This is a genomic window from Vibrio sp. SCSIO 43155 (assembly GCF_023716605.1).
Lineage (GTDB): Bacteria > Pseudomonadota > Gammaproteobacteria > Enterobacterales > Vibrionaceae > Vibrio > Vibrio harveyi.
In genome coordinates, this window is record NZ_CP071853.1 from 364,110 (window position 1) to 390,590 (window position 26,481).

Consider the following 26,481-nt stretch of genomic DNA (forward strand, 5'->3'; position numbering starts at 1 on the left):
CAATCATGATATTGGGGGAAAAAAAAGGTCACGCAGAAGGAATGAAACTGGTGACCTTTTTGGGTTTAGAGGTCTTGAATCTTGGCTTTTTGATTGTCAGATTCAACAGAATAACGAATCACTTCTTGTCTTATCACTGGCTGGTTAAACTCCGCTTTCTGTTTTGCTTTTTCTAGCTCACTGTCTTGCTGGTCTCCGAAGAAGGTTTCTAAAACCTGAGCAGCGGGCGTAGTGAGAATAAACAACTCTATACGGCGGTTTTCGCTTGAATCTGGTTCATCCGGGTTAAGCAGCGCACGATCGGACATCCCCGTGACTTGCATGACTCGCTCATCAGGCATGCCACCCTCAACAAGTGTTTTTCTCGCAACGTCGGCACGAGACGCGGACAATGCCCAGTTTGATTGTCGACCAAAGTGCTTTTTGAAAGGTGTAGAGTCAGTATGACCACTGATGATCAATGGGTTGCTGATGCGTTCAAACACAGGTGCAAGCGCAAGCAGTAAATCTTCAAAGAAAGGGGTCAACTCCGCGCCACCACGACTGAACATGTGCTGCTTGTAATCATCTTGCAGTGCGATACGTAGACCTTGTGGCGTAATGGTTACGTTGACGTTACCTTGCGCGCTGATTTGACCTACCACTTCATCGATGACTTTCGCCAGTAGAGCAAGTTGCTCTTGTGTATCGAAGTTACCAGGGATCAGCGAGTCGATTTCTGGACCATCGCCATCACCTTGGAAGTACGAGCTCACGACATGATTCGAGTTGTGTTTACTTGGCACAGAAGAGTCCTGTGCCAAGTCGATTGGAGAGATACTTTGCGAGGTATCGAAAGGGTTACCGTAACTCTTATCGAAGACACTCGAGCTATGAAGGTGAGCCATAATGGCTTTGCGCTCTTCCTTGTCGACCACCTGCATGACCCAAAGTACAAGAAACAGCGCCATCAAAGCGATCATAAAGTCGGCAAACGCGACCTTCCACGCGCCACCATGAAACTCATCATGGTTGTGTGCTTTGACGCGTTTGAACACCACATGCTCTTGTTTTTGCATTATCCCTCCTGTTCAGATAGCCACTTCTCCATTTGGTTGAAAGTAGGTTTGATGTCTAACTGAATGTGTTTACGACCAGCATCGATAGCGAGCAATGTTGGCTTTTTCGCAACGTAAGCGACCAAAGTGGCGCGCACACATTCGAAAGCCGTCATGTTTCGTTTCACTCGCTGAGCCATGGCGTTACTGAGTGGATCTAAACAACAGTAACAACCAAAAATACCAATGAATGTACCGACGAGGGCAGCAGCAACGTGATAACCGATTAGGGCAATCGAACCGTCAATGGCTTGCATAGTAATGATGATGCCACCAACTGCAGCAAGAATACCGAACCCAGGAAGTGCTTCTGCGGTGCGTTGCATAGAGCGCGATGGCAACAGCATTTCGGTTTGAATTGCTTCGATTTCTTGTTCTAACAGTCCCTCTAATTCATGAGGCGACATTTGTCCCATTGCCATTAAACGTAAATTATCAGTAATGAAAGAAATAAGACGATGGTCGTCACTTACTTTTGGATAAGCGAGGAACATAGAGCTCTGTTCTGGTGATTCAATATGTGAATCGAGAAACTTAAAACCGCGGCTGCGAGCTGTCTCTAGTAGATTGTTAAGCAGCGCCATTAACTCCATGTAGTATTCATATTCTTCATCAGGGCCTGAAATGGTTGCGCGCAATTGCTGACGCATTTCTTTCAAGACTTGCGGAGGGTTACCGATGATCAGTGAGCCAGCAGCGGCACCAATGATGATCATAAATTCAGCGGGCTGCCAGATTGCACCCAGATTACCGCCTGCCCACATGTATCCGCCGAAGACACACAACAGGACAGTAATGGCTCCAAAAAACTTTTGCATCTCGTGACTCCTAAGAGGACATTAATTGGTTAAGTTGTTTAAGCGCTTGTTTGTGCAACTGACAGATGCGAGGTGGTGTCAGGTCGAGCACGAGCGCGATTTCATGTAGGTTGAGTTCGTGTTGGTAAAACAAGGTCAGCAACAGTTGGTCTCGTTTTGGCATTTTGCCAAGAGCACTGTCTAAGCTACGACGTATATGTTCATGTTCCATACCGTCATATTGACCACCAAAGTGGCTGTCATTACCGCTTTCCATCAACTGATCGAGACTTTGCATTTCGCCTGCAAGCGCCGCGTTTTGACGGTTGTAGTAATCTTTCTCATCGGTGCCGAGGGCTTTGATGATCTCGGCATCGGTTGGCATTCTGCCAAGAGCACGAGTGAGATCTCGGGTCACGTCGTTCAGCTCATGCGCTTGCTGACGTGTCTTGCGCGATCGCCAATCCAATCGGCGTAGCTCATCGAGAATGGCACCACGAACACGACAAACGGCGAAAGCAGGGAAGTGCGGATCTTCCACATCCCCGTAACGACGACCCGCTTCAACAAGAGCAATCAGACCAATTTGTTGCATATCTTCGATGCTGCAATGAGACGTTGCATGAACACGCAGTTGGTTCACAACACGTTTGACCATGATCTGATGACGCTGCAATAGTGCATTCTCGTCAATCGGGCGAGACGGCGTGTTTACTTCCTCCGTCTCGGTATAACTTTCCTGTAAGTTCATCTCCAACATAGTTGTGCCCCGTTATTGCACAACGTATTTGGTTAGCAGAACATCATCGATATCACGCACGATGTCAGTTTTTGCGAATGCCAGTAGCAAGGTTTCTTTCACCTCACTTTGCAAAGTGTCGATAGCACCTGTTTGTTGTAGCTCATCGAATGTTTTATCGCTGAATAGCTTAAGCAATGAGTTCTGCACCATAGGCATGTAGTCATCGATGCTTTTGATGCGCTCAGGGCGACGTGTTTCTAAGGCTAGCTCTAACATTACAAAGTGCGTTTGTTTTTTACCTTTGATAGTCAATACCACTCTCTCCAACGGATGGAAGCTTGGTCCTTTACTCGTTGGTTGCTCGACCGCTAGAAAAGCCAGTGGGGAGTCCTCTAAATAATCGTTGAAACTGGACGCCGATGATACTGACTGTGCGCTTTTGTTTAGATACCAAATACCACCAATCACAGTGACTCCGGAAACGAGGGCACTGGTGATGATCATGGCGATAAACAGGGCGATCATTTGTTGTTTGGTCATAACCTTTTTCCTCGGTGATTCATTAGGCTTGAGTGTTTAGCCAATGCTCTGAATAGTTTGTTGTTGTATTAGATTGAAAGGTGTTGGATTCGCGAGCGGCAAAGATAGATGCCTCTTCTTGGTTGCCATCATGCGCGTGTCGCTCTTGACCTTGATCCGAGCCGACATTGACATCGACATGAACGAAGTTTTGCTCTTGAAGTTCCGTTCTTAAGCGTTCTGAAACTTGCATCAATGCTTCGCGTGTTACGGCGCTATTAGCGTTGATTTGCACGCTTAAGCGATCTCCCTCGACACGAACCAATAGATCCAACTTACCGAGTTCTGGCGGATCGAGACGAATCTTGGCTTCTTGCAGGTTCTGCTGTGCTTGCAACGTCACGCGGTCTTGAAGTACTTGCATCATCTGCTCACCCCATTTGCCAGAACTGGTATCGACACGAACTGCTGCCCATTCCGACCCCTGAGCTTGGGTTGCTGCGAGCGGCGTCGTAGGATTGGTGTGCGCCGCATGAGCTGTCGGTGACTGCACTTGCGCATTAGCCGTCAAAGGCTGTCCCTGAACTGGCTGGTTAAGGAGTGTTTGCAAATCTGCTGCAGATACTTTGACCTGATTTGTGGCGCTAGCTTTAGCTATGCTTTGATTCTCTGACGTTGGCGTCGCCGCTCCCAGTGTAGAGTGTGGTTGAGTTGCCGTACTGGTTACTTGCGTTGAGCCATTTATCGCTTTGGTCGTAACTTGACCAGATTCGTCTTGTTTGCCGGCTGCTTTCACTATGCCTTGCATCAGAGCTTGTGCTTGAGCTGCTAAATTGACTGGTGTCGCTGGAGCTTGAGAACTGAGTAGGGCATCCACCGGGGCACCTTCAGAACTTGAACCTTGCTCGGTTGTTTCTGTATCGGCAGGCGCTTTAGGCAACGCTTGTGCATTCAAACGAAAGCCGGGTACAGGAACGTGACCGGATAGCGCTTCTTGCTGAGTTTGAGAAGATGATGCAGAAAACCCTTGCTCGGATCGTGCCTGCATTACTTTTCCATCTTGCGTTGGCTGAGAAGCAACACCGCCAGAAATTGAATTGGTTACCATCATTGTGTTAGCTCCATGGTCATTGCAAGTTGATACGCCATGGCTCGCTCTTGCTGGTTACTCACCGAACTCATTTCTTGCTCTAGCTCGTTGGTGGCTTTTTCCAACGTAGTAAAAGCACTTGCGTGCACTGCTTTCGCTCGTTGGATTTCCGGCGCCAGTTTTGGGTCTTTCAAGAATGGCTTGTGGCTAATAAGCAGCTCTCGCAACTGTAAGTCGTAGCGCTTAAGAGCTCGCCAATCAGCCGTTTTAGTGGCGATTTGGATCAGTTTTGATAAGTGGCGAAATCGCTCTGGCGACACTTTATGCTTGCTGTCCAAAATTCATCCAACCTTCTCGAATGTTACCCATGACACGTTCAACGTTGTCTAGACGTGATGTGTCGTTTTGTACGCTGGTGTAGAACAGCTCTACTTGGCAGAAGTCGTAAAGTTGACGTAAGTTGTCAGCAATTTCACCGCCGTTCTCTTCATCTAAAGCGCTGCTTAATCCAATGAGGATGTTCATGCATTTGTTAATACTTGCGCCTTTTTCCGCAAGTCGGTTGGCAGCTAGGTGACCGCGTATGCGTTCAACTTCATCGAGTAAGCCATCGATTAACATGACAACGAGCTGATGTGGGTTTGCTGATGCAGCTTGCGCATCAAGATCGACTTGCTGGTACGAGTCGTAGCCGGAATCCATGAGCATGAGTAGTTCTCCTAAAGCCTTAACCAAACAACGACTGGGTTTGGTTCATTTGCGTCATTAACGTGTTCATTTGGGTAAATTGTTTGATGTAGCGTTTGTACGACATCTCGTACTTGCGCTCTAACGTGGTTTGTTTATCTTCGATGCGTCCAAGGTTGGCTTGTAGTGCATCTTTGCGAGATTTGAATGTGCCAGAAGAGAACTTCAGGAAAGGTTCTGCCATGTCATCCAGTGAATCTAGAAGTGCACCATCACCGTTAAAGATGGACCCTAGTGCAGCACTGTTGCTCTTTTGAGCTTCGTTAAGCTTGGTGTGATCGACTTTCATCTTTCCAGAACGGTCTAACGTAATGCCGATTTCACTCAAACGCATGCCGCCGTGTTCACCACGAACTAGGCTCGAAACCTGGCTTTCGATAGTGCGCATGGTTGGATCACTGGCAAGTACGCCACGTGCTTGATCTTCGCCACCTGTTTTGGTGTATTCATCGATGGTTGAAATCAATGAGTTATATGCTTCAACGAACTTATCAACCTGTTCTTTTGTGCCTTCTGAATCTGTGCTCACTTCAAGTGCAATCGGTGTTTCACCTGACTTTTGCGCTTTCGTTACTGTAAGGTCGACACCATCAATCACGCCTTCAAAAGTGTTGCTTGCGTTAGTTAGCTTTAGACCGCTGGTTTCTGAACCAAGTCGAATAATGGCATCTTGTGGTTTACTTATCTCAGTCGTGCTAGTGAAAGCATTTTCAAACCATGCTTCACCAGTACCCGATGCGCTCGCATTGATTGTGTTTGCGACACCTGTTTTGGTGCTAGACAACATAAAGTGAGTTTGACCGTTAGAGCGCACAAGTGTGGCGTTAACGCCAGGGTTATCGGCGTCGTTGTTGATTGCACTAACCAGCTCTGTCATGGTTGCTTTACCATCGCCGTCGTTATCAACGGTTGATAAGTCCAAGCTCATGCTTTCACCGTTGATGGTGAAATCTAAAGAACCCACCGCAGGGATTTCTGTTGATGCATCCAAGCTTGCGGGCATACCCGTAGAGATCTGGTGTGAGGTTGCAACTTGTTTAACGAAGATCTGATAGTTACCCACCAAAGCTTTGGCATCGGCGTCAGCAGTAAAAAAGCCTTCTTGAGATGTCGTAGCTTTGTTTTTGATAACGCTGTTGGTGCTGCTGTTCATCTCTTTGACGGCGGTGCGGAAGTCGCGAAGGGCAGTTTCTACTTTGCCTAACGCTGTTAATTGAGATTGATACTTGTCTGTTTGCAGCTTGTAGCGTTTCTGAAATGGTTGAACATCTAACGTGGCGAATTGAGTTGCCATGCGTATTGGATCTAATGAACTCATGAGGTCGCTCCCTCTCTCATCTGTGGTTGGCACTGCGAGCTGTCGCAGTGCCACTAATAAATTGTCTATCGCAAGATGCGTGCCTAATGTTTAAGTCTATATAAAACAATGCACTACGATGATTTTGTGTGGTTGGGAGGAAGCGGATTTTCCACCTGTTGGTTCCGCTCTTCCCCTGAATACTCTTGGGGTTTTCCCAAATAGAAGAGGCGACCAAAAATAGGCAAAGATTTAACGCAATACCCGAGTAACCTGAGAGGCTTGGTTGAGTGAGAATAAGTTGGGTATCGAGAGGAGAAAATGAGGCTATGAGGCTGTACGCATAGTGAGCAGATTTCGGGGTTTACTGCTAAGTGTTTCAGATTTTTCTTACCCTAATAAGAGAACTGTTTTTGCTATCTTATGCCCCTGCAATTTTTGTGGTTGCTAACGTCCGGCTATTCCTCAATTAGATCCAAAAAAGAACGACAGTAATGAATGATTTTGTTTTTAGACTTATGAAGTGTGCCCGTGCATACGAAGCCTTCATTGGAACCAAACTACGCAGTAAACAGAGTATTAATGCTGAGGAGTTGGCGAGTATTCGTATTGAAGCGGTTTCGCGATTCCCTGAGCTTAAATCTTACCATCCGACTCATGGTGCGGAATCTGCGGAGTTTGAGCTGTTTAATAAGGTGCTGATCAACACCATGCTCAAAGCTGGATTTCGTGTCCCTACTAATCAAAACAATGGTGCAAGTAGTATCTACATTCGTCGTTAATAAATCTTTGCGTGGCGGTTTTTCACTTATACCCAAGTAACCTCGAGATGCTAGGTTCAGCGAGACTGACTTGGTTTGTAGACGCGGCGGCGATTTAAAGGTTTAGTGAGTCTAAATCAAGAATCGACAATAAAGTATACAAGCCAAGACCCTTACTATTTACTAAGAGTGCCGTTTGGGAGCGTGTCTTTGACTCGCTTTTTTAGTCAAACAAATGGTCGCGTCAAACAACTTGGAAAGAGCTGGCTATTACACTGCGTTGTTTTCCTTGCTCTCGAATCAATGACAACACTCTGAATCCTGCATCTTGAAGTCACTTGGGTATAGGTATAAATCAACCCTATGTGAACGAAAAAAGCCTCCCGGATGAATGGGAGGCTTAGAGCTTTCAGACGAACTAAATGTTGTAACTTCTTAGTTAATAGAAGGGGACTATTAACGTAGTAGCGACATTGCCATACCAGGCAGTTGGTTCGTTTTAGAAAGAACCGTTGTACCAGCTTGCATAAGCATTTGGTTCTTAGTCATGCTTGAAGATTCAGCTGCGAAGTCAGCATCCATGATACGACCTTTCGCTGCAGAAGTGTTCTCAACCATGTTGCCAAGGTTAGTCATAGTGTGTTCTAGACGGTTGATGTTCGCACCGAAGTCTGCACGAGAAGAACCAATCTTTTCAACTAGACCTGCAGCGCCACTGATTTTATCAAGAGCTGCTTTCGCTTTAGCTGCGTCACCAACACCGTCAGTGATTGCTGCATCAGCTAGGATATCTGTGATTTCAGTAATACCAGCACTTGCGTCTACAGACAGTGTTTCAGCTGAAGATGCACCAATTTGGAATGATACAGCGCCTGCACCGAAGCCGCCGCCTTTAAGTAGGTTTTGACCACCGAACTTAGTGTTGTCAACGATGTTGTTAAGTTCTTTACTCAGCTCTTGGAATTCTTTATCAAGAGAAGCGCGGTCAGTAGCACTGTTTGAACCGTTCAACGATTGTGTTGCTAGGTCGTTCATGCGGTAAACGATGTTAGTCATTTCATCCATCGCGCCTTCCGCAGTTTGCATCATTGAGATGCCGTCTTGTGCGTTACGCATTGCTACGTTCATACCACGAGTTTGTGCTTCTAGACGGTTAGCAATTTGCAGACCTGCAGCGTCGTCAGCTGCTGAGTTAACGCGGAAGCCTGTGCTCAAACGCTCCATTGCGGTGTTTAAAAGACCATTTGTGTTGCTTAACGTGTTTTGAGTAACAAGTGAAGCGTAGTTAGTATGCATAGATAAAGCCATCGTAAGTCTCCTTGGTTTTCAATATCTTTTCAGGCCTCGGGAATTTCCCTGCTCACTAACAAGAGGCGGTTGATTGGTTTTAATGATTAATTAGAAAGTTAAATATTTTTTCTAAATGGGTCATTTTGATGGTTTTTGGTGACGCCCATTCCAGAAAGTGACTGATTTAGCCCCAGTAGACCGTTAAATCGCCATCGCATCTACAAACTAAGTCCTTCATGTTTACAAACCAAATCAACCTCGCTGAACCCATCGTCTCGACACGACTGGGTATAAAAAAGGGCGAACTCTAAATTTAGAATTCGCCCTTATTGTTCTACGGCATTCTTATTTTATTCGTCATCAAACGATTTAAAAGACAGTGACGTAGGAATATCGCTAAAGTACCCAAAATAGTAACTCGCGCCTAATAAACGGTAACGGTTGAGCTCTTCTTGGCTTGCGACACGCCCCGCTACCCATGGAAATTGATTGCGACGTAGGAAACGAGCGATAGGCAAAAACGCATGTTGATCTTCTTTGTTTTCTATCGTCACGGATAACTTAATCATGTCTGGCTCGAAATCCACAATATGCTCAAAATGAATTTGATTTGTCGCGATCTCGAACCAGAGTGCAAAGGCGTTTTCTTTGAGCTGCTCAACCAAAGTACCAACGCGCTCGTGTAAGCAGAGCGCTTTATCTGCTTGCAGAGATGGCACGACATGCTGAAATCCTGCATTGTGAAACTGAATCATTTGCTCAAGAAAGTGCGCGCCAGGCTGCCAAAGCAGCGCATCAACATGAATTGGCACGACCACGTTGCTGATCAAATCGGGATGAAACGCTTCCAACTGAAATTGAGTTTGGCGAAGCGCGAGATACAAGCTGTAAAGATCTAAGCAAAACAGCATTTGCTCAGAAAGCTCAAATTGATACACGCTCTGCTCACCACGCGACCCAAAGCGTAATGTGAGGTGTTGGTATTCCACTTCTCCGGTTTTCGTCTCACGAATTGCCTGACAAGCATGCTGAATGTCATTGTGTTTGAGTGCATCAAAGACTAATTTATCGTCTTCCGTGACAATGTGTTCCTCGGCAAGGCAACACAAATAGTCGTACATCGCTTGGTTTGAGATGAGATTATCCAAGGTTACCTACCACGTTAATTTGTTTGTTTTCTGGAATTTCATTGTAAGACAGGACTGCCAACCCTTGGGTAAAGGTGCGGGCGTAGCGCGCCAACAATGGTCGCAGCTGAGGCATCACCAGTAAAATTGGTGGCAGACCTTGCTGCTTCAGCTGTTGACGAATCAAGGGTAAGTTCTGCTGGAACTGTCCAAGAATGTTTGGCTCGATTGGGAAGCTGTCTAGCATTACCGTGCCTGCTGCTTGCGCTTGTTGCAACGATGTCATTAACATCTGTTCGAGCTCGTCAGACAAGGCGTATACGTTCAACTCGTTTTTCTGACCAGCAACTAGGTTCACCAAGGTGCGTTTGAGTGCGCAACGTACGTCTGCAGCAAGCAGAATTGGGTCTTTGGTGTTTTCCGATGATTCCAACATGGTATTGGCGATGGTGCGAATGTCTTTTAGTGGCACTTGATCAAGCAGAAGCTGACGATACACCTTAAGCTGTTGGGCAGGTGTTAATGCCGCCGCTAAAGCTTCAGCCAGTTTTGGCGCTTGTGCTGTGAGGCGTTGAGTCATGGCTTCGACGTCATCGTGCGTAAACAACTCTGCCAAATTGGTCTTCATAATCTTGCTGATATGGGTGGCGATTACCGTACCATCATCAACTACTTGATAGCCCATATTCAGTGCTTTGGCTTTCTCTTGATGCTCAATCCAAACGGCTGGCAGTTGGTAAGCGGGATCGCTTCCTAGAATACCATCGACTTCGCCATAGGTTTCACCAACAGCAATTGCCATTAAGCGTTCTGGTTCGATAAAGCCTTGTTCAATCACTTCACCATTTAGAGCGATGGTGTATTGATTTGGCTTTAAGCTTAAGTTGTCGCGGATACGGACTTCAGGCAGTAAGAAACCCACTTGTTCAGAGAGGTTGCGACGCACACCACGAATACGCTGTGCCAAAGGTGCACCTTGTTCTCTGTTGACCAAATGCACTAAGCGGTAACCTAGGGCAAGAGACAAAGTGTGAACGTGTGGAATATCATCCCAAGTTAGCGTGGTCTCTTCTTCTTGCATTGCATGAGAAAGCGCTTCTACTTGGTCAATTTGTGGGTCTTGAACGGGCTTTTTACTTTGTCGCCATCCAGCAAATGCCAATACTGCAGCAAAGGTGAAAAATGCCAAGTGAGGCATGCCCGGTACGATACCAATCACCACCATAATGCCAGCAACGGTGAACAAAGTTGCTGGTGTTGCCAGTAACTGCTTATGCATGGTTTCTGACATGCCATTGTCGCTGTCGTTGATACGAGTAACGATAATGGCAGCGGCAGTAGCAAGTAATAGTGATGGGATTTGTGCAACGAGACCGTCACCAATGGTCAGTAGGGCATAAGTCTTGAAGGCTTCGGAAGCAGGTAATCCGTGCTCGAATACACCAATACTGATACCACCAATGATGTTGATGAATAGGATCAGTAAACCTGCGACAGCATCACCACGAACGAACTTAGATGCACCATCCATTGAGCCGTGGAAATCGGCTTCGTTCGCGACTTCTTTACGACGCAGACGTGCAGTCTCTTGGTCGATCAAACCAGCGTTGAGGTCGGCATCGATCGCCATTTGTTTACCTGGTAAGGCATCCAAGGTAAAGCGAGCGGATACTTCAGAAATACGCTCACCACCTTTGGTGATCACGACGAAGTTAATGATCATCAAGATGATGAACACCACCATACCAACGACATAGTTACCACCGATAACCACTTCACCGAAGGCTTGGATAACTTTACCTGCCGCATCTCCACCGTTGTGACCTTCAAGCAATACGATACGCGTTGATGCTACGTTCAGTGTTAAGCGTAATAACGTCGCGACCAACAAAATGGTTGGAAAAACTGAAAAGTCGAGTGGTCGCTTTGCTGTAGTGCTGACCAGCAATACCAGAATCGCTAAAACGATGTTGAAGGTAAACAGCGCATCCAACAGTAATGGTGGTAGAGGCAAAATTACCATTGCCAAAACCATCAGCAAGACAATTGGAATTCCCATATAGCCTTTGGTGGAAGTTTGAAGTTGTTTTAACCGGTTAAACATACTCTCGTGTCCTTGGGTAAACGCGGGTTAATCAGTGTTGCAAATGCTTTGGAATTGAAAAGTGAGGCAAAGGTGTTGGTTCTTTTCCTTCCCCTTTACGAAAGGCTTTCAATTGCAAAACGTAAGTTAGAATGTGAGCCACAGCGATATAGAGCTGGCTTGGGATGGCTTGCTCAATTGCGGTGGTGTGATAAATCGAACGAGTAAGAGGCGGCGAGTTGATGATCTCGACCTTGTTCTCGCGGGCAATACGTTGAATGTGCATTGCGGTCTCATCGACGCCTTTTGCGACCACAAATGGCGCATCAGAAAGTGATGGTTCATATTTCAATGCGACGGCGTAGTGAGTCGGGTTAGTGATCACTACGTCTGCAGTTGGCACCGTTTTGTCGATTTTACGACGAGCAAACTGTTGTTGAATTTGTCGAATACGTTGTTTGACTTCAGGGCGACCTTCGTTGTTTTTGAACTCTTCTTTGAGCTCTTGTTTGGTCATTCGTAGTTCCTTGAGGTGTTCCCAACGTTGGTAAGGAATGTCAATTACCCCAAAAAGTAATAGAGCAAACCCCATCAGCAGTAGACCTTCGAACAAAATCGACATGATCAGAGAAAAACCTTGGCTCAACGGCAAGTTTTGCATACCAAGTAGCGGCTGCAAATGGTTGTCCAAGTAGCCATACAGGATGCCGAAGATAACCAAAACCTTGAAGGTCGATTTCAACAGCTCAACGACTGAGCGAGTCGAGAAAATGCGCTTAATACCTGAGATAGGGTTGAGCTTGCTTAGCTTTGGCATCACGTTGGCTGGTCGAAACATCCAGCCACCTAGCACCAGGCTACTGCCACAGGTCACAATGATGATCACCGTGAAAAGCGGTAACAGCATCTCAATAATGACAGCCAAACTTTGACCTAGGTGCTCAACCAACTGTTTTGGATTTTCTAAGTCTGCTTTAGTCAAGGTCATGTTGTAGCGGAATACGCCCGAGATGCTTTCCCAAATGCCATTCAGTTGAGAATAAAAGAACAGCGCCACCGCTAAAAATATCACAGCAGTCGTGAACTCTTTTGCGCGAGGAATCTGCCCTTCCTGGCGGGCTTTTTTTACCTTCTGGGGGGAAGCTTTCTCGGTTTTGTCTTGTGACGACTGATCGCTCATGAGCCCCCCAACATAAAGTTGTTCAGAAAACGAATCGTGTCATGCACCAATGCGGTGTAGCGGCTTGGGACGCCGGACACTGAAATCAAAACACTAAATAGACCTAATAACATGGTCATCGGGAAGCCGAGTGCATACACGTTAAGTGACGGGGCTGCTCGGTTCATCACACCAAAGCTGATGTTTGCAAGCAGCATGGACACGATAGCCGGTAGCGCTAAAGCAAGTGAAGAGGCAAACATCCACCCAAATATGTTGATAATGCCTTGAAGAGATAGAGCGGTAATACCTGAGCCGACCGGCCAAACGACAAAGCTCTGAATAACAATGTCGATAACCAACAAATGTCCTTCAAGTGCAAGGAACAGCAAAGTAGAAAAAATCAGAAAAATACGTCCAAGAATGGCGACCGAAAGTCCGTTCACTGGGTCATTCATCATCGCCATACCTAAACCCATCTGCAGAGAGATGACTTGACCAAGCATGGTAAAGACATTGAACAGCATATGCAGAATCAGCCCAAACATCACGCCCCAGATTGCTTGCTCGGAAGCAAGAAACAGAGACGTCATAGAGAAGAGTTCGACTTCTGGCATGGGTGGCATCAGTGGAGCGGTGATCACCACAATAGAAAGGGCGAGCAAGCTGCGCACCCAAACAGGAATAAGTGCATCTCCGAAAAATGGCATGGAGATAAACACCGCGCCAACACGGAAAAATGGCCACCAAAGTTGACCAAGAATCATGGACAATTCCGCGAACGAGACCGTCATTAGCCGATCATCCCCGGAATGTTGTGGAATAGGTAATCGAACAGCTCCATGATTTTTCGCAGCATCCAGTGACCTGCGAAAATCACCATAAGGAGTGTGACTAATAGACGCGGTAAGAAACTCAGTGTCTGTTCGTTAATCTGTGTTGCGGCTTGAAATACCGCAATACACAAACCAACAATCAAACCAGGTACAACAAGCACTGCCACCATCAAGATGATAAGCCATACTGCGTCAGAGAATAGAGTGACGGTTAATTCTGGTGTCATGATGTTCTCCCATCACCCAAAGCTGGCAGATAAGGTGCCAACCGTCATCGCCCAACCATCAACAAGAACAAAAATGACCAGTTTAAAGGGTAGGGAGATGATCAGAGGTGACAACATCATCATACCCATTGCCATTAAGACACTAGCGACCACCAGATCGATGATCAAAAATGGAATAAACAACATGAAGCCAATTTGGAAAGCCGTTTTGAGTTCACTGATCACAAATGCTGGCAGTACAACAGCGAAAGAAATGTCTTCAACATTTTGATCTATTGGCTCATTTGCAATACGTAACATCTGCTCTAATGAGCTTTGGTGCGTCTGCGCTAACATAAAGCTTCTGACTGGCTTTTCAGCCACAGAAAACGCCTGAACCAAAGTAATTTCACCGTTGTCATAGGGCTTAAACGCATTGTCGTAAATGTCAGTCCAAACGGGACGCATAATCAGAATCGTCAGCGTCAAAGCAATACCCACCAACACTCGGTTTGGTGGGCTTTGTTGCAAACCTAAAGCCTGACGCAAAATTGCCAATACGACGATAATACGCGTAAAGCTGGTTGCCATGAGGATAAACGCTGGCAAGAAGCTGAGTGCTGTCATGAGCAACAGAATCTGAAGCTTCACACTGTACTCTTGTTGTGTGTCGCCGTCGGAGACCGATAGGATTGTTAAGCCGTTGTCCGCCGCCATGGTTGGCAGTGCAAACAGTAATAAACCGAACACCACCATCGTCAGCAAAGATCGTCGACGCTGACAAACACTCAGAACATTCATTGCGCAATCCATCCGAACTTATCGACCTACACCGCTAAGTGCGGAGTCGTGTACATCAATAAGGCGAAGTCCATATTTATCGTTAACAACGACGACTTCTGCTTGTCCCATTAGCGACCCATTAACTTTAACGTCTAGAGGCTCACCGTTGAGTTTATCAAGCTCAATGACGGTACCTTCACCAGCTTTCATCAAGTCACCTAACGGTATCTCTTTGCTCGCGACTTCAAGTGTTACGGTCACTGGAATGCTCTTGAAGAAACTCAAATCGCGCTCGGCAACAGGTTCAGCTTTAAAAGTTGGCTCAGTTTCAAAATCTTCCAACTGAAAATCATCAAAATTTAATTCATCGGCGTCGAATGCTGTGTTCTCTTGCGCTTCGCTCATCGCTGCGATTCCTTATCTGGGTTAAAAATCAAAACAAGCTGACCGTCTTGCTCGGCAACACGACCAGTGAAAAGGGTTTGGGGACCAATGCTGATAGGCACGGTATTTAGAAGCTCTATTGGCAAAATATCGTTAGGCTGTAGCCCCACCACGTCACTGAGCGCCATGGTTTTTTTGCTTAGCACGACGTTGAGACGAACGGGGGTGGATTCTAAAGAACGACAAAACGGCTGATACAGATCGGCATCGCTGTGCATTTCCAGCTGCTCAATCAGAGTTTGAATCATCGCACTGTCTAGCTTGAGGTGAATGGTGCCCTGATAGTCTTCAAACGCGATGGAAAGTTCGGCGTGTAAGCCAATTCCACGTGGCGTTTCATACTCACAAAGTTGCCACATTTCTTGAGGAGCGAGCCAATTGGTGATGATTCGGCTAATCCGTTCTTGCAATCGTAAATCACTAGCGGTTAATGAGGTTGAACTGCGCTCAGTCGTCGCGCCGTAAAAACGGTCTGCTAACTTAATCAGAGTTTGCGAATCACCATGAACATACACCATGCCCTCATCTTGATGTTGGTAAGTGGACGTTTGGTCCTTATCCAACAAAGTTGGCGAGAACCGATGCAGCTCGACTGAAATTAAGCTCGCTTCGACTTTGTTTGAGCTGAGCCAATTTTGCAATTCATTTGTGAGGCTAGAACAGGATTCTGAAATCAAAATTTCGAGCTTTTCACGAATGATATGAATAGGTTTGCCTAATAATTCTACATCTAACAAATTGATGTCGGAAATAGGCTCGTTAACTTTGTTTTCCATCTATATTTTACCGTGCGTTAACAATCTAAACTGCTTCAACTTAATGGCGGCCAGTCTATACATAAAATTTAATGATCCTTTAGTGTCAACTTTGATTATTGTGACTTTAGTTCACATGTTGATTTGTAGGTAACTATATGCACTTTTAATGAAATTTAAAAAGAGTTAGGTTGTGGCTTATAAAATAGTTAATAAAAAATATAACAAGCGGAAGCTAAGATGGTGTTAATTCAACTATTTAGGGTTGAAAGATAATAAAATCATCTAACCTCATGCAATACAAACCATTTTTTGTTGGTCAAATTAAGTTTAAGTAAGAATGAACCCTGCTTTCGTGGGCGTTTGTTGACCAATTTTAATATTTCAGAATAGGGTCTTAATATGATTACCTATGCCAAATTTCCTAATTTGATGGCATATTTAATTAACCATTCTATGTCAGGGCTTTGTAAGATATACCTAGGCAGAAATGGCTTAATAATATTTTCAAGCTTATTTTCTATTACACTATTAACCTTGTCTAATTCTTCAGTTGCTGGAGAAAAGATCACCATACCCATGGATCTTTCTAATTGGGCATATAAAGGAAATAAGTTTGAGTGCAACTTGATGCATTCAAATATTCCGCAGGGGAAGTTTTATTTCCTAGCGGAACCAAATAGCCAAATTTCGTTTATTGCAGATGTTCGAAATAACAACAATAAATGGAATAGCGCGGAGCTAAGTAGTGAGAATGCCCCTTGGGATGGTGAGCTTTATAAGAAGGTTGGAGCTACGCTTAACCATAAAGTGGCAACGAATCGGTTCAAGTTTACCCAAGGTGCAGATGCATTACTCGAACAAGTTGCCTCTGGTCGTTGGATGACATTGTCACTTGATGGAAGTAACCCTTCCGCTATTAGAGCTGTAACGTTACCAACTATCCGAATGCAAAGTGCATTGGAGTCCTTCAACCAATGCCGTGCTCGTTTGCCTAAGCTTTCGTTTTCCCAAGCACGAGACATCAATCTGCTATTTAATTTTGGTCAAGATAAATTAAGTCTTAAGCAATCAGACACATTGGTCGCCTTATACAGTTATGTGTCTGTCGATGAGCGCGTCACTAAGATTTTGATCGATGGTTATACCGATAATGTAGGCTCTCAGCTTGCAAACTTAAGCGTATCACGTCAACGAGCCCAGCAAGTCGCAGATGCCCTTGTTGCGCTAGGTGCTGAGCGCAGCATGATTGAAGTTCGTGCTCATGGCGCTCGCTACCCTATCGCCAGCAATAACACGTCAGCCGGACAAGCTAAAAATCGCCGAGTCACACTAAGACTTGTTCGAGACAATGAACGTGTGATTGCGAAAAATCGCCCAGAAGTAAAACAACCCCAACAAGAGAAGGTAAAGGTTCAATGATGACGAAAACAGATATTTTGTTGGTTGAGCCAAATGATAACCTTGCTCAACCAGTGTTGGGTGTACTTGAGAATGCAGGATATTCGACAAAACACAGCCGCACTGGTCGTAGCGCACTTTTGCAAGAGCGTGCTTGTATCACTCTGGTGAGTTCTAACTTGCCTGATATGTGTGTGCGTGAGTTTGTGGCATGTCATCAGAAGCAGCGCAATGCTGGTGTCGTGATCGCTATTGTCGATCAAGAACAGGGCATCTTAGCTGCGGAAACAATGAAGTCAGGCGCGACAGACTACCTACTTCGTCCGTTCGAAACCAACCAATTACTGAATTTACTTAAGCGCGTAGAAGCTTTAGGTAAGCCATTGGCAAACATCGTGGCGGAATCATGGCGTAGCAAACAGGTGCTTCAATTAGCTCATCGCGCAGCGTGCACTAATGCAAGCGTCCTTATTACTGGTGAATCGGGTACGGGTAAAGAAGTGCTTGCTCGCTATGTGCATGAGCAATCTCCAAGAGCGGATGGACCTTTTGTTGCGGTCAACTGCGCGGCTATTCCAGAATCTATGTTGGAAGCGGTGTTGTTTGGTCATGTAAAAGGCGCGTTTACCGGAGCAACAAACTCACAAAGCGGCAAATTCGAAGAAGCCAATGGTGGCACCATTTTGTTGGATGAAATCGGTGAGATGTCGCCAGCAGTGCAAGCGAAACTACTACGCGTACTTCAAGAGCGTGAGGTGGAAAGAGTTGGCAGTCACAAAGCAATTCAACTGGATATCCGAGTGATCGCGGCGACCAACAAAGACTTGCGTGAAGAAGTGCAAAAAGCCACGTTCCGTGAAGACCTTTACTATCGTTTGGATGTGCTGCCATTGCATTGGCCGCCGCTGCGTGAGCGCAAAGAAGACATCTTACCGATCAGCCAATTTTTCATCGAAAAATACCAAGATGGCAGTCGTTGTCATCTGTCCCAAGATGCGATTTCAGCACTGAGCCAATATCACTGGCCAGGCAATATTCGTGAACTCGAAAACGTTATTCAACGCGCTTTAGTCATGCGTCACGGTGATTACATTACCGCCCATGACTTGATGTTGCCGATTGAATTGTTAACACCAGCCCAGTCTGTTGAGCCTGTTTCAAGCTTTGGACATGTCGAAGCGAAGAAGCAAGCTGAGTTTCAATTTGTTCTAGATAAATTACGTCAGTTTGGTGGAAACCGAACCAAAACCGCAAACGCATTGGGTGTCTCTACCCGTGCGTTACGTTACAAGCTCGCGGCAATGCGCGAGCACGGTATTGATCTACAGTCGGCGCTTGGCTCGGCTGCCTAAAAGGGGAAAACAAAGATGGCAAGTCAACCAACCAATGCGGTTTCAGCAGAGCAGCTAATGCTGTCAAAAATGGAGGTGATGCGAACACAAGCTCAACCTCCGGAATTTGTGGTAAGTGCAAACCCACTTGATCAGAAAACCTTGAATACTCCAATTTCTTTTTCACAAGCGATGACGAACGTGCTCGATACGGTCAATCAACATCAGTCAGTCGCAAGCCAGAAAATGACGGCTGTAGAAACTGGGGCAAGTGATGATTTGGTCGGGGCAATGATTGCAAGCCAAAAGGCGAGTCTCTCATTCAATGCTTTGATGCAAGTGCGCAACAAAGTCGTGATGTCATTTGAAGATATTATGAAGATGCCGGTGTAATACATGTCAGAACTATCCACTCAAGTCGCCGGTACTTCTGCAATGCATACTGGCACCACTCAGTCATTCTCTTCAAGCAATGGAATGGATGACGTTACAAACAAAATCAAGCAATTGTGGTCAAGCAGCCAACGCAACCTGGTGTTGTCTGCTGTTTTGGCTGCTATTGTTGCCGCGCTCATTGTGGTCGCGCTTTGGAGTTCTTCTCAGAGCTTCCGTCCTCTATATAGCCAGCAAGAACGCTTTGATATTGGTGAGATTGTGTCGGTATTAGAAACGGAAGGCATCAGCTACCGTATGCAAGAGCAAAATGGACAAGTGCTGGTTCCTGAAGGTGAGGTTGCACGTATCCGTATGCTTTTGGCTTCAAAGGGGGTAAAAGCGAAGCTGCCAACGGGTCTTGATTCATTAAAAGAAGACAGTTCTCTTGGTACCAGTCAGTTCATGGAAACTGCACGCTACCGTCATGGTTTAGAAGGTGAGTTAGTACGTACTATCATGTCTCTAAACTCGGTTGCAAACGCACGTGTGCACCTTGCTATTCCTCGTCAAACCCTGTTTGTGCGTCAAAATACGGAAAACCCGTCGGCTTCGGTCATGCTAGAGCTTAAACCGGGTGAAGACCTTAAGCCTGAGCAAGTTGAAGCGATCATTAACTTGGTGGTTGGCAGTGTGACGGCAATGAAGCCGGAGTTTGTCTCTGTCGTTGACCAATACGGTCGCCTACTGAGTGCAGACGTTGCTTCTGCTGAAGCTGGCAAAGTGAACGCCAAATACCTTGAATATCAAAAAAACGTTGAGAAACAGATCATTCAACGTGCCGCTGACATGCTGACCCCAATCGTGGGACCAAGTAACTTCCGTGTTCAAGTCGCGGCAGATATGGATTTCAGCCAAGTTGAAGAAACGCAAGAAATCCTAGACAACGCTCCAGTGGTCCGTAATGAGCATACGATTCAAAATAACTCAATTGACCAAATCGCTCTTGGTATCCCTGGTTCATTGAGCAACCAACCGCCAGTCACCGGTGAAACGCCAACGAATGACAGCCAGAACTCAAACGCGCGTTCGGAGATCAACCGTCAATACGCAGTGGGTAGCAGTGTTCGTCGTACTCAATACCAACAAGGTCAGATAGACAAATTAAGTGTTTCGGTCTTGCTGAACTCACAAGCGGCGCCGGATGGTGTGGCTTGGAGCGAAGCCGATAAAACGCAAATTTCGACCATGATCATGGACGCAGTTGGTATCTCAAACGCTCGTGGTGATAGCTTGAGCCTTATGAGCTTCAACTTCACTCCAATCGAGATTGACGCGCCGCCGGCAATGCCTTGGTGGCAAGACCCGACGGTACAGCAGCCTTTGCGTTACGTGATTGGTGGAATGTTGGGTTTGGCGATGATCTTCTTTGTTCTTCGTCCGCTTATCATGCATCTCACAGGTGCAGACAAACCTGTTCCTGAGCTGGAGTTTGCTGAGCCGCAAATCGAACCGGATTACGACAACCTACAAACTCGTGAAGAGCGTGAGCGTGAAGAAGTGCTCAATCGCAAACTATCAGAGAAAGGGATTGCCGTTTCGTCTGGATTGGATGTTAACAGTGACATGTTACCGCCAGCAGGCTCTCCACTTGAGATTCAATTGAAACACCTACAGCTTATTGCCAACGAAGAGCCAGAGCGTGTAGCCGAAATTCTGAAACAATGGGTAAACATCAATGAACACAGCGCCGTTGACGTCAAAACAGACGCTTAGTTATGTAGAACAAACCGCCCTTGTGCTACTGGGGATGGGAGAGGACGCGGCTGCGAAAGTGCTGCAAAACTTTACTCGTGATGAAACCCAGCGTGTGACTCGCGCAATGGCGAAGTTGAATGGCATCAAAAGTGATTCTGCTCGTGGTGTCATCCAAAACTTTTTTGAAGATTTCCGAGAGCACAGCGGCATTCGTGGCGCGTCGAAAGAATACTTGTCCAATACGCTACGTAAAGCGTTAGGTAACGATTTGGCAAAGGGGTTGCTCAACAACCTGTATGGCGATGAAATTCGCAATAACATGCAGCGTTTACAGTGGGTAGAGGCGGAAACGTTGGCACGATTTATCGTCAACGAGCACCCACAGATGCAGGCTATTTTCTTAGCTTATCTACCGGCGGACAGTTCTTCAGCCGTATTGAAGCACCTGCCGCAGGATTACCATGATGAGATCTTGTTCCGCATTGCTCAGTTGCAAGATATCGATCACCAAGTTGCGAACGATTTGCACGAGCTTGTAGAACGTTGTATTGACAAGGTTTCTGCTAGTCAAACCACGCCTTTGTCTGGTGTGAAGCAAGCGGCAGACATCATTAACCGATTTGAAGGTGATCGCGCGTCCTTGATGGAAATGCTCAAACTGCACGACGAGGATGTTGTGAATGAAATCGAAGAGAACATGTTCGACTTCATGGTGCTGGGCCGTCAGCGCGAAGAAACCATGGATGCACTGGTTCAACAGATCCCATTGGAATTGTGGGCTGTGGCATTGAAAGGCTCCGAGATTACTATGCAGCAAGCAATCAAACGTTCTATGCCTCAACGTATGGTTAAAGCGTTAGAAGACGATATGGAACTGCGCGGGGCTGTGGTATTGAGCCGAGTGCAGCGTGCACGTCAGGACATTATGCAGCTAGTTCGTGAGCTCGATGAGTCGGGCGAAATTCAACTGCTACTTTACGAAGAGCCAACGGTGGAGTAACGCAATGGCAGACAAAGCACCAAATACCATGCGTTTACCCCCAAGTGGTTACCGTTTACATCGCTTTCCACCTTTGGCGCAGCCAGTAAATATTGAAGATGACTTCGCGCTGGAAAATCAAGGTTGGCAAGATACTCAAGCTGATATTCAGCAACAGCTTGAGGCTGGCTTCCAACAGGGTTTACAGCAAGGTCATGATGAAGGTCTACGCCAAGGCATTGAGCAGGGTAAACAACAAGGCTTACTTGATGGACAAAAAGAAGGCTTTCAAAAAGGGTTTATTTCTGGAGAGCAATCTGGAAAGCAAGGTTTTATGGAAGCGGCGAAACCAGTGAATGAGTTGTTCCACGCTCTGTCTCGTTGGCAGAACGAAAAGGAACAGCAACAACGTCACATGATTTGCGAGTTAGTACAAAAGGTGGCGCAGCAGGTTATTCGTGCTGAGCTGACCTTAATGCCACAGCAAATCTTAGCCTTGGTTGATGAAACGCTATCGGCAATGCCGGGCAAAGCGGAGAGTGTGATTGTGCATTTGAATCCGCAGGATTTAGAGCGTATTAATCAGATTAATGCAGATTTGCCATCAGCTTGGAAGTTGGTTGCAAATGCCGAGTTGCCTGTGGGCGGTTGTCAGCTTGTCACCGAAGATGCCGAAGCTGATGCGAGCTGCGATTCACGTTTGGAAGCTTGTATGGACAACGTAAAGCAGCACCTGCTTGATGAAGTGTCGATTCCGCAGGTTGAAACCGAAGATGAATAGCACCTTAAGCCATGAAGTATTAAGTGAGCGTTTGAGCGATGCATTAGCGTCGCTCGATTCAATTCCCGTTGCGAGAGTGACAGGGCGATTGATCAAAGTAAATGGTTTGATGCTTCAAGCCGTTGGCTGTCGTTTCAAACTGGAACAACGTTGCCTAGTTGAAACCGCAGAAGGGGATATGATCGAAGCGCAAGTGGTTGGCTTTGATCATACCGTCGCCTACTTAATGCCTATTCGCCGTTTAGGTGGCTTATTTGCTGGTGCCAAAGTCATTCCACTGGATGGAGACAGCACGGTACAGCTTAGTTCGCAATGGTTAGGGCGGGTGGTCAACGGATTAGGTGAACCGTTCGATGACGGTGCGCCACTTAAAGGGGGAGATCGTGTTTCACTTGAACCTAAACCGATCAACCCACTTAAACGTCGCCCGGTCGATACGCCTCTGGATGTTGGCGTTCGTGCTATCAATGGATTATTGACTGTGGGTAGAGGGCAGCGCATTGGCTTGATGGCTGGCAGTGGTGTCGGCAAAAGTGTCTTGATGGGAATGATCACGCAGAACACAGAGGCCGATGTGATTGTCGTGGGTTTGATTGGCGAACGTGGTCGAGAAGTCCGCGAGTTTATTGAACGAAACCTAACACCAGAAGCTCGCCAGAAAGCGGTGATTATCGCCGCACCCGCGGATGAATCGCCACTGATGCGATTGCGCGCCACATTACTTTGTCACCGAGTTGCTGAGTACTTTCGTGACCAAGGTAAAGACGTATTGTTGCTGATGGATTCTTTGACGCGTTATGCGATGGCGCAGCGAGAAATTGCCTTGTCTTTGGGTGAGCCGCCAGCATCACGAGGTTATCCGCCTTCGGTATTCAGCGTTTTGCCTCAGCTTTTAGAACGAGCGGGTAACAGCGAAAACCCGCATGGCAGTCTGACCGCAATCTATACCGTGCTTGCCGAAGGTGATGACCAACAAGACCCTGTGGTTGATTCTGCTCGTGCAATTTTGGATGGGCACGTTGTGTTGTCTCGTCAATTGGCTGAGCAAGGGCATTACCCAGCGATTGATATCAATGCTTCTATCAGCCGTTGTATGAACGCTTGTACTCACGAAGCACACAGCACGATTGCTAATAACTTCCGTCAGCTTTACTCCAACTATCTGCAAGTTAAAGAGTTATTACCACTGGGTGGCTATCAACCAGGGCAAGATCCTGAGTTGGATCAGTCGGTTTCTATGTATCCGCAATTGCGTGCTTATCTACAGCAGTCTGCAAATGAAGCCGTAGACTACCCAACCAGTTTGACGGCGTTGGCGCAGATGTTCCAGAGTGAGGCGCAATAAGGTTACAGCATGGAGTCCAAACTAAAAGCTGTTGGTAAGCTGCAGCAAATGGAAGAAAAGCAGCGTGATAGAGTGGGGCAGCAGCTCGATGTGATGCGGCAGCGTCACTCTCATCTTGCGATGCAGCTAGAGCAGCTTTCTGAACTCAAAAACCATGCGGGTCAATCCGCCCTTGCAACACCTGTGCTTAATAGCGCGACGCTGATGAACTTAAATCGCGTTGATCACATGCTACAAAAAATGCTTCACCACCACGAACACGAACAAGCCGTGATGCAAGCAGAATGCGCTTCGGTACAAAAACACCTTGAGTACAAACATGCCCGAGTGCAGGGGCTAGAGAAAGTGTTGGAACGTTGGCGCAGTAAACAAAATTATGAGAAAGCCAAGAAAGAGCAGAAATTGATTGAAGACATCATCAATTCCCGCTTAAAACGCAAACCGCTATAAAGTTGCGAACTCTGGCGCTGGTAACTGTTCTTTCTTGTCTTGGTGGTCAAAGAGGTTCGCTAGGTAACGACTCAACTGCATAGGCTTTGCGACGCCATAACCTTGTGCAAAGTTGATCCCCAAACTGCGTAATATCTCGCTATGTTCTGCGGTTTCTACGAACTCTGCGACGGTTTCTAAGTGCATTTCTTTCGCAACCGTCGCAATGGAACTGACGATCAATCGGTCGGTTTCACTCTTAGTGATTTCACGTACAAATGCCCCTTCAATCTTCAGAATATCTAATGGCAGGCGGCGCAAATACGCAAAGCTAGCGTAACCAGTACCGAAATCATCAATTGCGACTTTACAGCCGAGTTTGCGTAACAAGCTTAAGGTTTCAATCGCTTGTTGTTCATTGATGAGTGCTGAAGATTCGGTAATCTCAAAGCAAATCTTTTCCAACGGTACATTAAAGCTTTTGGCACTCTCTATAATGCGAGAGGCTAGGTTTTCTGCACTTAGGGTTTTCGCGGTAAGATTGATCGCGCAATGCCCAATGTCATCCCAGTTTTTTACCTTGTCCCCAAGCATTCGAAACGTGTTGATGATCACCCAGTGATCAAGTTTTATCTCTAATCCGAATTGGTTGATCAGAGGAAAAAATGCCGCAGGTGAGAGCACTTTTCCATTTTGTTCTTTTAGGCGTAACAATACTTCAAAACTGTGCTTAGTTTCTTCGACACCTGAGAGCTTCATATATGGTTGGCAGAACAGTTCAAACTGCTCGCGCTTAAACACTTGTTGGATATGGTTGAGTTTATCGACGCGGTCCATTTCGAACGATTGTGCGTTAATCCAATGAATACTGCGATCGCTTTGAGGTGGTTGATCACACAAAATCGACACCACCTTTTCAATGTCTTGCCCGTGATGAACGACGGTACAAAATATCGTTGGCGAAACAAGAGCAACAGAGGTGCCGCGCCAATAGAATTGAAAGCTCTCTAGATACTCCACGACTTCTTGCAACTCTTCCTCTGCGAGGTCTGAGTAATGAGTAAAACTCAACAACCCTGTAGAGAAAGGTGGGCGGTAGCAGCGATTGATACTGTCGTTGCGAGAATAAAGAAACTCATTCAGTTGCATGATTAATTGCGATTTACCCTCATGACCGAGGTCTGTGAGCATAGAAAGCGTTGGCGTTAGATCAAGATAGAGCAACAGGGAATGGCGTTGACGACTGATGTCTTCTTTTAACTGGGCGATGTTGGACAAGCCTGAATACGGGTCAATCCGCTCTGAACGAATCTGTCTTTGTGTCATCTCGAACAGCTTCACTGAATAGCCACCGAGTAAATACGCCAAGGTAGTGAGCACGGTAATGATGATCAGCAAACCATAGAACTGTTTGTCACCAATTAAGCCTGCGTTGTAGTGGCTGATACTGTCATTAATGATCAATAAAATGAACGGCGCGCCAACAAACAGTGGGCGAATGAGTCCGTGCTTAGCTAAACCAATCACGACAAGAAGTACGGCAAAGAAGCTCAGCGAGTTGAGCATGAAAGAAGATGAAGAAAGTACCGCAGTAATAAAAATGGCAATACAGCTTACTAGCCATGTTATGTAGCCGCGACAGCGGGAGTTTGAAACTCTTAAACGCTTGTCTAAGGCAAGATACGATTGTGTGTCGGTATCGGTGAGTAAGCTCACCATGACGTACAAAATAGGTGTCACCAACAACTGAGTTAAGTAATTCCCTAGTGTGGCATAGAACAAAAAGTCCGGACTTAGAAATTGGCCATCAACAAAGGTGTTGACCAACATCATCTTGATCGTATTAGCGAACGGAAATAAGCACCCAATGACGACAAAGAATAAAGTGATCCTTTGCTCTGCGGGTTGATAGAGGGCACGGTTGTTGAGGTAATGAAACAAGCTAGAAAATGCGAAAGGCAACAATGGAACAGTGAAAGCGTAAAGCAACGCATGTTCGAGTGTTCTTCCGGTCCAAAAATAATAAGCGAATAACCCGAGTATTACTGCAGGCAATGCGCGCCATTGATAACGAAGAAAACTCACTATCATGACGGAGCTGACGGCAGAAATTAGCTGAAAGGAATCTTGCTCAATAACAAACATCTGCGACAGCGCAAAACCAGCAAACACGGACAATATGACGCCAAGAGTCAAAAACAGCATCGCTGAAATACGGCGACTCGATGCAGCATTATTCATGGACTTGATCTGAAAGTAGTTGGGTAGCCGATAATAACAGGATTATCGGCTTAAGATGTACTGGAAAATGATAAGTTTTAGAGTTTTTATTCTAAAAATTGTAAGTAAGGT

At 46.2% G+C, this 26,481-nt stretch carries 28 protein-coding genes; 9 read left to right on the top strand and 19 right to left on the bottom strand.

What is annotated here, in order from left to right; translation table 11 throughout:
• Positions 1 to 65 precede the first annotated feature (65 nt).
• The 8 genes from J4N44_RS18730 to fliD are packed head-to-tail and all read right to left on the bottom strand — an operon-like array spanning position 66 to position 6,310.
• A complete protein-coding gene (locus J4N44_RS18730; protein WP_005448665.1) occupies positions 66 to 1,058 on the bottom strand; it encodes a flagellar motor protein MotB in 993 nt (330 codons plus the stop codon).
• Entirely contained in the window at positions 1,058 to 1,915 is an 858-nt protein-coding gene (gene motA / locus J4N44_RS18735; protein WP_005448668.1) for a flagellar motor stator protein MotA, read from the bottom strand. The genes J4N44_RS18730 and motA overlap by 1 nt, the downstream gene beginning before the upstream one ends.
• A gap of 10 nt (positions 1,916 to 1,925) precedes the next feature.
• On the bottom strand, positions 1,926 to 2,654 hold the full coding sequence (locus tag J4N44_RS18740) for a FliA/WhiG family RNA polymerase sigma factor (protein WP_005448669.1): 729 nt from the start codon (positions 2,652 to 2,654) through the stop codon (positions 1,926 to 1,928).
• Positions 2,655 to 2,666: 12 nt separating this feature from the next.
• Complete coding sequence (locus tag J4N44_RS18745; protein ID WP_005448671.1) at positions 2,667 to 3,176, bottom strand: flagellar basal body-associated FliL family protein; 510 nt, start codon at positions 3,174 to 3,176, stop codon at positions 2,667 to 2,669.
• A gap of 22 nt (positions 3,177 to 3,198) precedes the next feature.
• Positions 3,199 to 4,266, bottom strand: a complete 1,068-nt coding sequence (locus J4N44_RS18750; protein WP_252045584.1) for a flagellar hook-length control protein FliK — start codon at positions 4,264 to 4,266, stop codon at positions 3,199 to 3,201.
• Positions 4,263 to 4,583 (bottom strand): hypothetical protein, encoded by a 321-nt coding sequence (locus tag J4N44_RS18755; RefSeq protein ID WP_009702929.1) that lies wholly within the window; start codon positions 4,581 to 4,583, stop codon positions 4,263 to 4,265. The genes J4N44_RS18750 and J4N44_RS18755 overlap by 4 nt, the downstream gene beginning before the upstream one ends.
• The gene (fliS, locus tag J4N44_RS18760) at positions 4,567 to 4,953 is read right to left on the bottom strand and encodes a flagellar export chaperone FliS (protein ID WP_005448674.1); all 387 of its coding nucleotides are present in this window, start codon (positions 4,951 to 4,953) and stop codon (positions 4,567 to 4,569) included. The genes J4N44_RS18755 and fliS overlap by 17 nt, the downstream gene beginning before the upstream one ends.
• 19 nt (positions 4,954 to 4,972) lie before the next feature.
• Positions 4,973 to 6,310, bottom strand: a complete 1,338-nt coding sequence (gene fliD, locus J4N44_RS18765) for a flagellar filament capping protein FliD (protein ID WP_187993481.1) — start codon at positions 6,308 to 6,310, stop codon at positions 4,973 to 4,975.
• A 473-nt stretch (positions 6,311 to 6,783) separates the two neighbouring features.
• Between fliD and J4N44_RS18770 the strand changes: the two genes are divergently transcribed.
• Positions 6,784 to 7,071 (top strand): hypothetical protein, encoded by a 288-nt coding sequence (locus J4N44_RS18770; protein WP_029789620.1) that lies wholly within the window; start codon positions 6,784 to 6,786, stop codon positions 7,069 to 7,071.
• A 435-nt stretch (positions 7,072 to 7,506) separates the two neighbouring features.
• Here J4N44_RS18770 and lafA read toward each other — a convergent pair whose 3' ends face one another.
• From lafA to J4N44_RS18820, 10 genes are all read right to left on the bottom strand, one after another.
• The gene (gene lafA, locus J4N44_RS18775; RefSeq protein WP_053050704.1) at positions 7,507 to 8,358 is read right to left on the bottom strand and encodes a lateral flagellin LafA; all 852 of its coding nucleotides are present in this window, start codon (positions 8,356 to 8,358) and stop codon (positions 7,507 to 7,509) included.
• Positions 8,359 to 8,690: 332 nt separating this feature from the next.
• Complete coding sequence (locus J4N44_RS18780; RefSeq protein WP_050925909.1) at positions 8,691 to 9,461, bottom strand: EAL domain-containing protein; 771 nt, start codon at positions 9,459 to 9,461, stop codon at positions 8,691 to 8,693.
• A gap of 19 nt (positions 9,462 to 9,480) precedes the next feature.
• Positions 9,481 to 11,571 carry a flagellar biosynthesis protein FlhA gene (gene flhA / locus J4N44_RS18785; RefSeq protein ID WP_029790759.1) on the bottom strand — a complete coding sequence of 697 codons (2,091 nt, stop codon included), beginning with the start codon at positions 11,569 to 11,571 and terminating at the stop codon, positions 9,481 to 9,483.
• Between the two features lie 31 nt (positions 11,572 to 11,602).
• The gene (flhB, locus tag J4N44_RS18790; RefSeq protein ID WP_239911193.1) at positions 11,603 to 12,730 is read right to left on the bottom strand and encodes a flagellar biosynthesis protein FlhB; all 1,128 of its coding nucleotides are present in this window, start codon (positions 12,728 to 12,730) and stop codon (positions 11,603 to 11,605) included.
• On the bottom strand, positions 12,727 to 13,503 hold the full coding sequence (gene fliR, locus J4N44_RS18795) for a flagellar biosynthetic protein FliR (RefSeq protein ID WP_252045585.1): 777 nt from the start codon (positions 13,501 to 13,503) through the stop codon (positions 12,727 to 12,729). The genes flhB and fliR overlap by 4 nt, the downstream gene beginning before the upstream one ends.
• Positions 13,503 to 13,772 (bottom strand): flagellar biosynthesis protein FliQ, encoded by a 270-nt coding sequence (gene fliQ, locus J4N44_RS18800; RefSeq protein WP_005448684.1) that lies wholly within the window; start codon positions 13,770 to 13,772, stop codon positions 13,503 to 13,505. Before fliQ ends, fliR begins: the two co-directional genes overlap by 1 nt.
• 12 nt (positions 13,773 to 13,784) lie before the next feature.
• A complete protein-coding gene (gene fliP / locus J4N44_RS18805; protein ID WP_005448685.1) occupies positions 13,785 to 14,552 on the bottom strand; it encodes a flagellar type III secretion system pore protein FliP in 768 nt (255 codons plus the stop codon).
• A gap of 18 nt (positions 14,553 to 14,570) precedes the next feature.
• On the bottom strand, positions 14,571 to 14,939 hold the full coding sequence (fliN, locus tag J4N44_RS18810) for a flagellar motor switch protein FliN (RefSeq protein WP_005448686.1): 369 nt from the start codon (positions 14,937 to 14,939) through the stop codon (positions 14,571 to 14,573).
• The gene (locus tag J4N44_RS18815; protein WP_029790762.1) at positions 14,936 to 15,754 is read right to left on the bottom strand and encodes a FliM/FliN family flagellar motor switch protein; all 819 of its coding nucleotides are present in this window, start codon (positions 15,752 to 15,754) and stop codon (positions 14,936 to 14,938) included. Before J4N44_RS18815 ends, fliN begins: the two co-directional genes overlap by 4 nt.
• A 389-nt stretch (positions 15,755 to 16,143) precedes the next feature.
• A complete protein-coding gene (locus tag J4N44_RS18820) occupies positions 16,144 to 16,314 on the bottom strand; it encodes a hypothetical protein (RefSeq protein WP_252045805.1) in 171 nt (56 codons plus the stop codon).
• Here J4N44_RS18820 and J4N44_RS18825 point away from each other — a divergent pair.
• The 8 genes from J4N44_RS18825 to fliJ are packed head-to-tail and all read left to right on the top strand — an operon-like array spanning position 16,271 to position 24,150.
• A complete protein-coding gene (locus J4N44_RS18825; protein ID WP_252045787.1) occupies positions 16,271 to 17,155 on the top strand; it encodes a MotY family protein in 885 nt (294 codons plus the stop codon). The two genes, J4N44_RS18820 and J4N44_RS18825, sit on opposite strands and share 44 nt — an antisense overlap.
• Entirely contained in the window at positions 17,155 to 18,486 is a 1,332-nt protein-coding gene (locus tag J4N44_RS18830; RefSeq protein ID WP_252045788.1) for a sigma-54-dependent transcriptional regulator, read from the top strand. The genes J4N44_RS18825 and J4N44_RS18830 overlap by 1 nt, the downstream gene beginning before the upstream one ends.
• A gap of 15 nt (positions 18,487 to 18,501) precedes the next feature.
• Complete coding sequence (gene fliE / locus J4N44_RS18835) at positions 18,502 to 18,858, top strand: flagellar hook-basal body complex protein FliE (RefSeq protein WP_005448690.1); 357 nt, start codon at positions 18,502 to 18,504, stop codon at positions 18,856 to 18,858.
• Positions 18,859 to 18,861: 3 nt separating this feature from the next.
• Entirely contained in the window at positions 18,862 to 20,613 is a 1,752-nt protein-coding gene (gene fliF, locus J4N44_RS18840) for a flagellar basal-body MS-ring/collar protein FliF (protein WP_252045586.1), read from the top strand.
• Positions 20,576 to 21,595: a flagellar motor switch protein FliG gene (locus J4N44_RS18845; protein WP_005448694.1), complete on the top strand. Its 1,020-nt coding sequence runs from the start codon at positions 20,576 to 20,578 to the stop codon at positions 21,593 to 21,595. Before fliF ends, J4N44_RS18845 begins: the two co-directional genes overlap by 38 nt.
• A 4-nt stretch (positions 21,596 to 21,599) precedes the next feature.
• Positions 21,600 to 22,355 (top strand): flagellar assembly protein FliH, encoded by a 756-nt coding sequence (gene fliH, locus J4N44_RS18850; protein ID WP_005448696.1) that lies wholly within the window; start codon positions 21,600 to 21,602, stop codon positions 22,353 to 22,355.
• On the top strand, positions 22,348 to 23,700 hold the full coding sequence (gene fliI, locus J4N44_RS18855; protein ID WP_252045587.1) for a flagellar protein export ATPase FliI: 1,353 nt from the start codon (positions 22,348 to 22,350) through the stop codon (positions 23,698 to 23,700). The genes fliH and fliI overlap by 8 nt, the downstream gene beginning before the upstream one ends.
• A 9-nt stretch (positions 23,701 to 23,709) precedes the next feature.
• Positions 23,710 to 24,150, top strand: a complete 441-nt coding sequence (gene fliJ / locus J4N44_RS18860; RefSeq protein WP_005448699.1) for a flagellar export protein FliJ — start codon at positions 23,710 to 23,712, stop codon at positions 24,148 to 24,150.
• Here fliJ and J4N44_RS18865 read toward each other — a convergent pair.
• Positions 24,145 to 26,370, bottom strand: a complete 2,226-nt coding sequence (locus J4N44_RS18865; protein ID WP_252045588.1) for a sensor domain-containing phosphodiesterase — start codon at positions 26,368 to 26,370, stop codon at positions 24,145 to 24,147. The genes fliJ and J4N44_RS18865 overlap by 6 nt on opposite strands.
• Positions 26,371 to 26,481: the final 111 nt, after the last annotated feature.

Bases quoted from the DNA above. Each gene is read 5' to 3' on its own strand.
- fliI (WP_252045587.1), top strand. From the start codon at position 22,348: ATGAATAGCACCTTAAGCCATGAAGTATTAAGTGAGCGTTTGAGCGAT.
- flhA (WP_029790759.1), bottom strand. From the start codon at position 11,571: ATGTTTAACCGGTTAAAACAACTTCAAACTTCCACCAAAGGCTATATG.
- lafA (WP_053050704.1), bottom strand. From the start codon at position 8,358: ATGGCTTTATCTATGCATACTAACTACGCTTCACTTGTTACTCAAAAC.
- J4N44_RS18745 (WP_005448671.1), bottom strand. From the start codon at position 3,176: ATGACCAAACAACAAATGATCGCCCTGTTTATCGCCATGATCATCACC.
- fliP (WP_005448685.1), bottom strand. From the start codon at position 14,552: ATGAATGTTCTGAGTGTTTGTCAGCGTCGACGATCTTTGCTGACGATG.
- fliJ (WP_005448699.1), top strand. From the start codon at position 23,710: ATGGAGTCCAAACTAAAAGCTGTTGGTAAGCTGCAGCAAATGGAAGAA.
- flhB (WP_239911193.1), bottom strand. From the start codon at position 12,730: ATGAGCGATCAGTCGTCACAAGACAAAACCGAGAAAGCTTCCCCCCAG.
- J4N44_RS18780 (WP_050925909.1), bottom strand. From the start codon at position 9,461: ATGTACGACTATTTGTGTTGCCTTGCCGAGGAACACATTGTCACGGAA.
- fliH (WP_005448696.1), top strand. From the start codon at position 21,600: ATGGCAGACAAAGCACCAAATACCATGCGTTTACCCCCAAGTGGTTAC.
- fliQ (WP_005448684.1), bottom strand. From the start codon at position 13,772: ATGACACCAGAATTAACCGTCACTCTATTCTCTGACGCAGTATGGCTT.
- J4N44_RS18830 (WP_252045788.1), top strand. From the start codon at position 17,155: ATGACGAAAACAGATATTTTGTTGGTTGAGCCAAATGATAACCTTGCT.
- J4N44_RS18815 (WP_029790762.1), bottom strand. From the start codon at position 15,754: ATGGAAAACAAAGTTAACGAGCCTATTTCCGACATCAATTTGTTAGAT.
- motA (WP_005448668.1), bottom strand. From the start codon at position 1,915: ATGCAAAAGTTTTTTGGAGCCATTACTGTCCTGTTGTGTGTCTTCGGC.
- J4N44_RS18865 (WP_252045588.1), bottom strand. From the start codon at position 26,370: ATGAATAATGCTGCATCGAGTCGCCGTATTTCAGCGATGCTGTTTTTG.
- J4N44_RS18730 (WP_005448665.1), bottom strand. From the start codon at position 1,058: ATGCAAAAACAAGAGCATGTGGTGTTCAAACGCGTCAAAGCACACAAC.
- J4N44_RS18770 (WP_029789620.1), top strand. From the start codon at position 6,784: ATGAATGATTTTGTTTTTAGACTTATGAAGTGTGCCCGTGCATACGAA.
- J4N44_RS18750 (WP_252045584.1), bottom strand. From the start codon at position 4,266: ATGATGGTAACCAATTCAATTTCTGGCGGTGTTGCTTCTCAGCCAACG.
- J4N44_RS18845 (WP_005448694.1), top strand. From the start codon at position 20,576: ATGAACACAGCGCCGTTGACGTCAAAACAGACGCTTAGTTATGTAGAA.
- fliR (WP_252045585.1), bottom strand. From the start codon at position 13,503: ATGACGGTCTCGTTCGCGGAATTGTCCATGATTCTTGGTCAACTTTGG.
- fliE (WP_005448690.1), top strand. From the start codon at position 18,502: ATGGCAAGTCAACCAACCAATGCGGTTTCAGCAGAGCAGCTAATGCTG.
- fliD (WP_187993481.1), bottom strand. From the start codon at position 6,310: ATGAGTTCATTAGATCCAATACGCATGGCAACTCAATTCGCCACGTTA.
- J4N44_RS18740 (WP_005448669.1), bottom strand. From the start codon at position 2,654: ATGTTGGAGATGAACTTACAGGAAAGTTATACCGAGACGGAGGAAGTA.
- fliF (WP_252045586.1), top strand. From the start codon at position 18,862: ATGTCAGAACTATCCACTCAAGTCGCCGGTACTTCTGCAATGCATACT.
- fliN (WP_005448686.1), bottom strand. From the start codon at position 14,939: ATGAGCGAAGCGCAAGAGAACACAGCATTCGACGCCGATGAATTAAAT.
- J4N44_RS18820 (WP_252045805.1), bottom strand. From the start codon at position 16,314: ATGGGTATGGTGATCTTTTCTCCAGCAACTGAAGAATTAGACAAGGTT.
- fliS (WP_005448674.1), bottom strand. From the start codon at position 4,953: ATGCTCATGGATTCCGGCTACGACTCGTACCAGCAAGTCGATCTTGAT.